Source organism: Hydrogenophaga sp. LT287, from assembly GCF_055702805.1.
On the sequence record NZ_JBVPZC010000060.1, the window covers coordinates 1 to 5631 of the forward strand.

The 5631-nt window shown below is 57.8% G+C and carries 7 protein-coding genes and 1 pseudogene; 4 read left to right on the top strand and 4 right to left on the bottom strand.

Translation table 11 applies throughout. The features are described from left to right. Window positions 1-29 precede the first annotated feature (29 nt). Window positions 30-1568 carry an IS3 family transposase gene (locus tag AC0GNR_RS19235; protein WP_472900978.1) on the bottom strand — a complete coding sequence of 513 codons (1539 nt, stop codon included), beginning with the start codon at window positions 1566-1568 and terminating at the stop codon, window positions 30-32. Window positions 1569-1722: 154 nt separating this feature from the next. Between AC0GNR_RS19235 and AC0GNR_RS19240 the strand changes: the two genes are divergently transcribed. Both AC0GNR_RS19240 and AC0GNR_RS19245 read left to right on the top strand, forming a co-directional pair. Further along, window positions 1723-2004 carry a type II toxin-antitoxin system RelE/ParE family toxin gene (locus AC0GNR_RS19240; RefSeq protein WP_472902366.1) on the top strand — a complete coding sequence of 94 codons (282 nt, stop codon included), beginning with the start codon at window positions 1723-1725 and terminating at the stop codon, window positions 2002-2004. 12 nt (window positions 2005-2016) lie between these two features. Next, entirely contained in the window at window positions 2017-2307 is a 291-nt protein-coding gene (locus AC0GNR_RS19245) for a HigA family addiction module antitoxin (protein ID WP_305335157.1), read from the top strand. 9 nt (window positions 2308-2316) lie between these two features. On the opposite strand, the gene AC0GNR_RS19250 is transcribed toward AC0GNR_RS19245, so the two are convergent. Then, window positions 2317-2520, bottom strand: a complete 204-nt coding sequence (locus AC0GNR_RS19250; RefSeq protein ID WP_305335168.1) for a hypothetical protein — start codon at window positions 2518-2520, stop codon at window positions 2317-2319. Here AC0GNR_RS19250 and AC0GNR_RS19255 point away from each other — a divergent pair. Beyond that, window positions 2485-2616, top strand: a pseudogene (locus AC0GNR_RS19255) (IS21-like element helper ATPase IstB); the annotation flags it as partial. The gene AC0GNR_RS19250 and the pseudogene AC0GNR_RS19255 sit on opposite strands and share 36 nt — an antisense overlap. A gap of 343 nt (window positions 2617-2959) precedes the next feature. Here AC0GNR_RS19255 and AC0GNR_RS19260 read toward each other — a convergent pair. Next, on the bottom strand, window positions 2960-3358 hold the full coding sequence (locus tag AC0GNR_RS19260; protein ID WP_472902367.1) for an HVO_A0114 family putative DNA-binding protein: 399 nt from the start codon (window positions 3356-3358) through the stop codon (window positions 2960-2962). Further along, entirely contained in the window at window positions 3358-3702 is a 345-nt protein-coding gene (locus AC0GNR_RS19265; protein WP_472902368.1) for a hypothetical protein, read from the bottom strand. Before AC0GNR_RS19265 ends, AC0GNR_RS19260 begins: the two co-directional genes overlap by 1 nt. 361 nt (window positions 3703-4063) lie before the next feature. Here AC0GNR_RS19265 and AC0GNR_RS19270 point away from each other — a divergent pair, with 361 nt between their 5' ends. Further along, window positions 4064-5602: an IS3 family transposase gene (locus AC0GNR_RS19270; RefSeq protein WP_472900978.1), complete on the top strand. Its 1539-nt coding sequence runs from the start codon at window positions 4064-4066 to the stop codon at window positions 5600-5602. Window positions 5603-5631: the final 29 nt, after the last annotated feature.

Consider the following 5631-nt stretch of genomic DNA (forward strand, 5'->3'; position numbering starts at 1 on the left):
GGGGGTGCAGCGTAATTCTTGGACTGGTTTCAGTTGATTAAGCCCAGACTTTCGCGGTACTCGATGGGGCTGAGGGAACCCAACGACATCTTGATCCGTTTTTCGTTGTACCAGAGGATGTACTCGTGCACCGCTCGGATGAACACCTCGATGGTGGTTGACTTCCAATCTCGCGGGTAGAACATCTCATTTTTCAGGCGCCCAAAGAAACCTTCGCAGGCCGCGTTGTCCGGTGAGCACCCCTTGCGCGACATCGACCGCGTCAGGTTCGCACGGTGCATCCGATCAAGCCAGCCCGGCCAGCGGTAATGGGCACCACGGTCGGAGTGAATGATCGGCTTGCTGTCGCACGATTTCACCGTGTCAATGGCAGCGTCTAGCATCGTGTTCACCAACTCGGAGTCCGGTCGGGTACCAAGCGTCCAGCTCACTACCATGCCGTCGAAGCAGTCGATCACAGGCGAGAGGTACACCTTTCCCGCCGGGATCTGAAACTCCGTAATGTCGGTGAGCCACTTCTCATTCGGTGTTGCCGCCTGGAAGTCACGATTGAGGAGGTTGTCGGGCGCAGGGCTGATCTCTCCGAGGTAGGACCCGTATCGACGCTTTTTGCGCGCGGGCACACTCAAGCCCTCCTGCTTCATCAGGCGCTGCACGACTTTTTCAGACAGGTGCAACTGGCGTCTGCCCAGCGCCGCACGCATGCGCCGGTAACCATAGCTGCGGTGGTTGCTCTGAAATACATCGGCAGCGGCAACCCGGGCGTCAGCGTATTTGTCAGGCCTTCGCTGGCGGGCGCAGTGGTAGAAGTAGGAACTTCGAGCCAGGTCAAGTTCGACGAGCAGCTCTGAGAGCGAGTAGATGGGCTTGAGGGCGTCAACCAGCAGAGTCTTCTCCCGATTGCTCAGGAGCTGAGGGTTGACGCCCAGGCCTTTTTTTAGCAGTTCATTGGCCTTCTTCAAGATGTCATGTTCGAGCTGAAGACGGTGAATGCTCTGTTGAAGCGACTCGACTTGGCGCTGCAGTTCGGCAGCATCAGGCACTGGCGGTGAATTGTTTTGACGTTTCATGGATGCGGGTACCTCGCGGCCGAGCAACTGGTTTTTCCAGTTGTACAGCGTAGGCCGACATACCGCCAGCTTCTGGGCGATTTCTTGTGCGCTGGTCTTTCGGGTGCAAAGCTCAATCACCGCTGCACTTTTAAGCTCGTCGGAGTGCAGGGTATTCGGTGCCCGGCCCACCATTCGGTGGCGAACTTCGGGGTGCAGCTCGTCAATCCACTTGGTCAGTAACGCCCGACCGGGATATCCCAAAGCCCGCATGGTCGAGGCAATGCACCGATCGTGATCAAGGTAGTGCTTCACCGCCGCATACTTCTGCTGATCGGAATACTTCTGTCCTGATCGCGAATACCCGACTCGCAGGTTCTGGCTCCGTTCGTACTCGCGGAACCAGCCAATGAGGGAGTTCTTGGTCGGATAGCCCAACTGGCGGATGGTGGCCCTGAGGCGCTTGCCAAGCTTGATGTAGAGCTTGACGGCTCGGATTCGGTCTTCGTAGGAATACATGAACTACCTCCAGGTAGTCCAAGTTTTTAGCCGCATCCCCACTGGCTCAGTTGTACTGATGAATCAACACACTCCTGTATTTGGGACTCAAAGTCTGCTCATGGAAGGCGGCTGAAGCCTATCCGTTTGTATACAAGTCGTATACACTTTATGCATGATTCGCAGTTTCCAGCACAAGGGCCTCGAAGCCTTCTTTCACCGAGGCAGTAAGGCAGGCATTCGCCCTGATCATGCTCAGCGTTTGCAGCTGCAACTCGGTGCCCTAGATCAGGCCACGGGGCCGCAGGACATGGCTGTCCCGGGCTGGAAGCTGCACTCGCTCAAGGGGCGTGCACTCAAGGGGCACTGGGCCATTACCGTGAATGGCAACTGGCGCTTAACGTTCCGTTTTGTGGGCACAGACGCTGAACTGGTGGATTACCAAGACTATCACTGAAGGAGTTTTTTCATGGGCCGTATGCACAACCCCCCGCACCCCGGCGCGGTGCTGCAAGAGTGGCTGGCTGAGGTCAGTGTGACCCAGGCCGCCGCTGAACTTGGCGTGACGCGCGCCTACCTGTCGCGCATCCTGCATGGGCATGCTGATGTGTCTGCCGACATGGCGCTGCGCCTGTCCGCCTTGCTGGGCACCAGCGCCGAGATGTGGCTGGGCATGCAGAGCGCCTACGACCTGTGGCAAGCATCCCAGCAGCCGCGCCCTGTGGTTAAGCGTATGGTGTTCGAGGCGGCCCATGCGTAGGCTGACCAGTCAGCGCATGCGTTGCCGATTGGTTTGCCGATAGGCAGCAAATTCCGTTGGGTCGTTTTGGAGGCTGACGGTCTGTGCCAGCGGGTTTGGCGTGTGCGCCTGTGGAAAGGTGTCCGCGCCGATCCAAATTTGAGCCACAGGCTCAATTTCGGTCGGCGCCAACAGCCGGCCATGACCCTGGCCGCCGTCGACCGTCTGGTGCATCACTCCACTATTCTGGAGATGAACGTGGAGATCTACTGCCGCCGTGCAGCCCAAGCGCTCCCAGCCTCTACGGCAAGAAAGGCTCGTTCAGCCTAGTAACCAACCACATTCATTCCCCGCTTCCACCGGCCAGGATAGTTGTCGCCGGCGGCACGGCGGTCAGGGTAGTTGACATCGACCAGAGCAGGATCTCGAAGGACTGACGCGGGCAGCTCAAGGTTCGAATGTCGTCTTATTGCGGCGGCCGCATGCTTATAGCGCGGGAGAGAGACGGTGGTTGAGAATCTGCGGAGGAAAGCGTCCGCTTCTGGCCGGGACTGCCAGTTACAGGCCAAGCTCGGCAAAGCTCCTTGGTCATGGCTCGGCCCGAAATACCGGTGTCGACGACCATGACCATCGCGAGCCGACCCTCAACCGATCTACAAGGGTTTTGGGTACCTCAGGCAGCCTCAAGACTGGCGTCGATCGCTATTCTGGTGGCCACCGGAGTCACGATTTTCATCAGTCCGTGACCCGGATTTGCCACGGATTCAACCTTCACAAGCCCGAGCTTTTCCAGCTTGGCAACGTCCCTCGAAACCGCGCTCTGGTCGCGGTGGGAGGCCGTGGCCAGATCTCCGATGGAGCGACTGCGCTTGATCGCCAGACGCAGCAGTTCGAATCGCTTGGGCGTTAGCTCCGTCACAAATGCCTCAAACTCAATGCTCGTGAACGTGCGAGCGTGGGGCAGGACGTCCGCCTTTGCATCCAGCGCGCGAGCGACTTCCAGGCTCCTGCGCTTGTGCTCGCTCAGGGTCTTGTCCTTCGCGAAGTTTTCCAGGGAAATTTTGTCTGCCATCACTTTTCACTCCCATTCACATATTCCATCGCGATCTCTTTCCACTCCACATCGAAGCGTTCATACAACGCCTCATAGCCCGGGAAAGCCTCGCGTGCCATCTCGCCCTTGAAGTGCTTGTGCGAGAAGCCATGGGCGTTGTCGTACCCCAGCACGCGGCCATTGTCTCCGCTGAAGATCAGCGGGTTGATGTAAGCCAGCGCGTACTGAATGACCTTCTTTGAAGGCAGCTCCCGAACCACCCGCTCCTTCAACACGCCTCCGCCGAATCTACGCGGAATCTGCACATCCGGCGGCGCGTAGATTTCCTGCCTTTGCGGGGCCGTGTTTTTCTTTGCAGCCATGATCTATTAAATCCAACCTGTTGTCAATCGAACGATCATTCTCGACGAGGCGAGGCCTTGGCTCAACTCTGTGTGTCTTTGAGAACGGCAGGGCCGGGTCGCTTGCGCCAGATCCGCATCTGGAAAGCCGAGGTTCGACTTTGGGCCGATCCCGGCCGACGCGAAACTCTCGCGAACGACCATTGCATATGACCATCGATTCCGCACAGCGTTATGCCGACCGGCCAGAAACTGTCACAGGCATGCATATACCGGCGAGGTCCTGAACGTCCAGTTCCGAAAGCTTCCTGCCTGTTGAATTCCGATTAATTTTGACCCCATGGGGATGCGGCTAAAAACTTGGACTACCTGGAGGTAGTTCATGTATTCCTACGAAGACCGAATCCGAGCCGTCAAGCTCTACATCAAGCTTGGCAAGCGCCTCAGGGCCACCATCCGCCAGTTGGGCTATCCGACCAAGAACTCCCTCATTGGCTGGTTCCGCGAGTACGAACGGAGCCAGAACCTGCGAGTCGGGTATTCGCGATCAGGACAGAAGTATTCCGATCAGCAGAAGTATGCGGCGGTGAAGCACTACCTTGATCACGATCGGTGCATTGCCTCGACCATGCGGGCTTTGGGATATCCCGGTCGGGCGTTACTGACCAAGTGGATTGACGAGCTGCACCCCGAAGTTCGCCACCGAATGGTGGGCCGGGCACCGAATACCCTGCACTCCGACGAGCTTAAAAGTGCAGCGGTGATTGAGCTTTGCACCCGAAAGACCAGCGCACAAGAAATCGCCCAGAAGCTGGCGGTATGTCGGCCTACGCTGTACAACTGGAAAAACCAGTTGCTCGGCCGCGAGGTACCCGCATCCATGAAACGTCAAAACAATTCACCGCCAGTGCCTGATGCTGCCGAACTGCAGCGCCAAGTCGAGTCGCTTCAACAGAGCATTCACCGTCTTCAGCTCGAACATGACATCTTGAAGAAGGCCAATGAACTGCTAAAAAAAGGCCTGGGCGTCAACCCTCAGCTCCTGAGCAATCGGGAGAAGACTCTGCTGGTTGACGCCCTCAAGCCCATCTACTCGCTCTCAGAGCTGCTCGTCGAACTTGACCTGGCTCGAAGTTCCTACTTCTACCACTGCGCCCGCCAGCGAAGGCCTGACAAATACGCTGACGCCCGGGTTGCCGCTGCCGATGTATTTCAGAGCAACCACCGCAGCTATGGTTACCGGCGCATGCGTGCGGCGCTGGGCAGACGCCAGTTGCACCTGTCTGAAAAAGTCGTGCAGCGCCTGATGAAGCAGGAGGGCTTGAGTGTGCCCGCGCGCAAAAAGCGTCGATACGGGTCCTACCTCGGAGAGATCAGCCCTGCGCCCGACAACCTCCTCAATCGTGACTTCCAGGCGGCAACACCGAATGAGAAGTGGCTCACCGACATTACGGAGTTTCAGATCCCGGCGGGAAAGGTGTACCTCTCGCCTGTGATCGACTGCTTCGACGGCATGGTAGTGAGCTGGACGCTTGGTACCCGACCGGACTCCGAGTTGGTGAACACGATGCTAGACGCTGCCATTGACACGGTGAAATCGTGCGACAGCAAGCCGATCATTCACTCCGACCGTGGTGCCCATTACCGCTGGCCGGGCTGGCTTGATCGGATGCACCGTGCGAACCTGACGCGGTCGATGTCGCGCAAGGGGTGCTCACCGGACAACGCGGCCTGCGAAGGTTTCTTTGGGCGCCTGAAAAATGAGATGTTCTACCCGCGAGATTGGAAGTCAACCACCATCGAGGTGTTCATCCGAGCGGTGCACGAGTACATCCTCTGGTACAACGAAAAACGGATCAAGATGTCGTTGGGTTCCCTCAGCCCCATCGAGTACCGCGAAAGTCTGGGCTTAATCAACTGAAACCAGTCCAAGAATTACGCTGCACCCCC

Excerpts from the sequence above, each read along its gene's own strand:
- AC0GNR_RS19270 (WP_472900978.1), top strand. The coding sequence starts at position 4,064 with ATGTATTCCTACGAAGACCGAATCCGAGCCGTCAAGCTCTACATCAAG.
- AC0GNR_RS19250 (WP_305335168.1), bottom strand. The coding sequence starts at position 2,520 with ATGCACCAGACGGTCGACGGCGGCCAGGGTCATGGCCGGCTGTTGGCG.
- AC0GNR_RS19240 (WP_472902366.1), top strand. The coding sequence starts at position 1,723 with ATGATTCGCAGTTTCCAGCACAAGGGCCTCGAAGCCTTCTTTCACCGA.
- AC0GNR_RS19260 (WP_472902367.1), bottom strand. The coding sequence starts at position 3,358 with ATGGCAGACAAAATTTCCCTGGAAAACTTCGCGAAGGACAAGACCCTG.
- AC0GNR_RS19235 (WP_472900978.1), bottom strand. The coding sequence starts at position 1,568 with ATGTATTCCTACGAAGACCGAATCCGAGCCGTCAAGCTCTACATCAAG.
- AC0GNR_RS19245 (WP_305335157.1), top strand. The coding sequence starts at position 2,017 with ATGGGCCGTATGCACAACCCCCCGCACCCCGGCGCGGTGCTGCAAGAG.
- AC0GNR_RS19265 (WP_472902368.1), bottom strand. The coding sequence starts at position 3,702 with ATGGCTGCAAAGAAAAACACGGCCCCGCAAAGGCAGGAAATCTACGCG.